Below are 2,309 nucleotides of genomic sequence, written 5' to 3'. Positions count from 1 at the left end.
CCACCGGCCGCACCGGCTGACGGCAGCGCCCCCGCCCCACCGCCGGCGGCGACCCCGGCATCCCCCGCCCCGCCGCGGGCTCCGGCCGCCGACGACAAGGGGCTCATCGTGCTGGCCACGACGCCCGCCGGCGCCAGCGTGTTCGTGAACGAGAATTTCGTGGGCATGACCCCGGCCAAGCTGCGGCTGGCGCCGGGCGCGCACAAGATCCGGCTGTTCCTGTTCGGCTACAAGGAGTGGATCCAGGAGATCGAGGTCATGGCCGGCTCCGAGGTCAACCTGAGCTTGGAAATGCAAAAGTGAGGGGGGCGGGACGACAGGGCGGCGGGGGGGGATTCACCGCAAAGACGTTGAGACGCGGAGGGGGAGAGGGCACGCCAAGGCGCGAAGGCGCCAAGCGCTTTTTTTGTCAATGGAAAGCCGAGGGGGGATCGAGCCGGCGAAACGGCGAGCCGGCGAAACGGCGGGGAAGGCCGGTTGCGACGTGAACGGCACCGACCAGAAAACCATACAGTCGTTTGGCGAAAAGGCTAGAAAGAGGCTGAGGCCAGGATGCCGATGTGAAGACGAACAGGCCAGAGGGGGCAGGAGCCGATCGAAGGCGAAAAGATGGGGGACGACCGGTGAGGGCCGCCCCCCAGGATATCCAAAGTCTTCAGCTATTTCGTTTCTTCGATGAAGATCGCCAGGGAGCTTCCCGGCTGGCTCCGGAGTTCCACCGTCAACACGTTGCGGCCGGCCAGAAGCGAGACAGGGACGACCAGTTCGGTCACGTGAGGGTTGAAAGCCGATGGATCCAGCAGCCGCTCGCCGTTGAGTTCCATCACAGCGGCGCTGACGCCGTCGTTGGCGATGAGCAGGAACCCCTCGCCGCCGCAGGAATCCCACGCCAGCGTCTCGACCACCGGCTTCCCCTTGGCCCGCAGGAACTCGACCGGCTGCTCCCCGGGCCCGAAGATGCAACCTTCGCCGAGCGTTGTAAAGAAAACAGTGGCGGGATTAACGCCGCCGTACGGGCTCGTGTTGCCTCCGAAGATATAGCCGAAGTGCCGGACGACCACCGCCTGGTGCTCGTTCATGGGCACGGGGAGCGGTTGGCTGAGGACATGCCGGTCCGTCAGGCTGAATTCTCCGAGCAGGGCCGATTCGACGCTGGCGGTCATGTACGAGTGCACCCCGCCGCCCACGACGTGAATGGTGCCGCCGTAGCTGAGATAGTTGGCGTGGGACCGGGCATGCAGCAGCAGTCCGGCGTCCTCCCAGTCGCCGAGCGTGCCGTCGGCGGCGATGGGGGCCCGGTGGATGCTCCAGGAGGGGCCCATGTCACCGCCGTACGACTCGCCGCCGAACACGTACAGGTATTCATCGATCACCGTCGCCATGGGATCGTGGATGGGTTCGGGGAGCGGCGTCTGGGGAGCCCACTCGGAAAGGGCGCCGGCATCGTCAAGGGTGGCCATCTCCACGCGGTCGGAGATGAGCCAGTCCCATCCGCCGCCGAGGGTGTAGATCCGATTGCCGTCGACGGCACTCACCCGGCCCGCCGTCGCCGGGCTGGTCACCGCCGGCCCGGGGAGCCAGGACAGGATGTCGCCCGAGGGGCCGATCTCTCCGATATAGGAGGCAGGTGCAGCCGGTATCACCACGTGGCGCCCGATCGCCACGGCGCTGTCCAGCCTGTAGTAGAGCGGGACCGGCAGGGGGGTGGTGTCCGCCCACTCATCGATCTGGCCGTCGGACAGGACCCGGCCCCGGTAGACGTGGCCGTTGTGTACGAAAATGAGGATGTGGTCCTGGTACGAGACGGCACCCATCACGTACAGTTCCGGCACCGGGGTGGTGGTGGACCAGCCGTCGATGAGCCACGGCGCGTCCTGAGTGAAAACGAAGGGGACACCCAAGAAGACCAGCAGGAACGATAGCCAACGGTTCATGGAAAACCTCCTAGAAAAAAGGATACGAAAAGGATAAACGGAACTGGGCGGATGAGAAGATGTCACAATGCGACACGAGCGGCCAAAGTGTGACAGGACCCCGGTTCCAACGCTCGGGCGGTCGGGCGGGGCTGGAAACGGGCCGGCGGGGGAGATTCAACGCGGAGGCGCGGAGGGCGCAGGGGAGGTTGATGGTTGATCGTTGATAGTTGATGCTTGATGGTCGGAGCTGGTTCGCAGGTTCCAGGTTCGAAAGTTCCAGGTTCGAAGCGGTTGATGGTTGATCGTTGATCGTTGATCGTTGGGAACGAGCCTCTAGCATCGAGTCTCGATGACGATTACGATCACGATTACGATCACGATTACGATCACGAT

Annotated in this window: 2 protein-coding genes; one reads left to right on the top strand and one right to left on the bottom strand. The window is 64.6% G+C overall.

Translation table 11 applies throughout. The features are described 5' to 3' along the window. Positions 1-303, top strand: a 303-nt coding sequence (locus GX414_00970; protein NLI45656.1) for a PEGA domain-containing protein, incomplete at its 5' end; no start/stop codon positions are given. A gap of 356 nt (positions 304-659) precedes the next feature. Here GX414_00970 and GX414_00965 read toward each other — a convergent pair. Then, positions 660-1,934, bottom strand: coding sequence for a hypothetical protein (locus GX414_00965; GenBank protein ID NLI45655.1), 1,275 nt, complete (start codon positions 1,932-1,934; stop codon positions 660-662). Positions 1,935-2,309 lie beyond the last annotated feature (375 nt).

The sequence above is a fragment of the Acidobacteriota bacterium genome (genome assembly GCA_012517875.1).
Lineage (GTDB): Bacteria > Acidobacteriota > JAAYUB01 > JAAYUB01 > JAAYUB01 > JAAYUB01.
This window is presented reverse-complemented; position numbering and strand designations above follow the sequence as displayed.

Coding starts and splice junctions, on each gene's coding strand:
- GX414_00965 (NLI45655.1), bottom strand. CDS start 1,934: ATGAACCGTTGGCTATCGTTCCTGCTGGTCTTCTTGGGTGTCCCCTTC.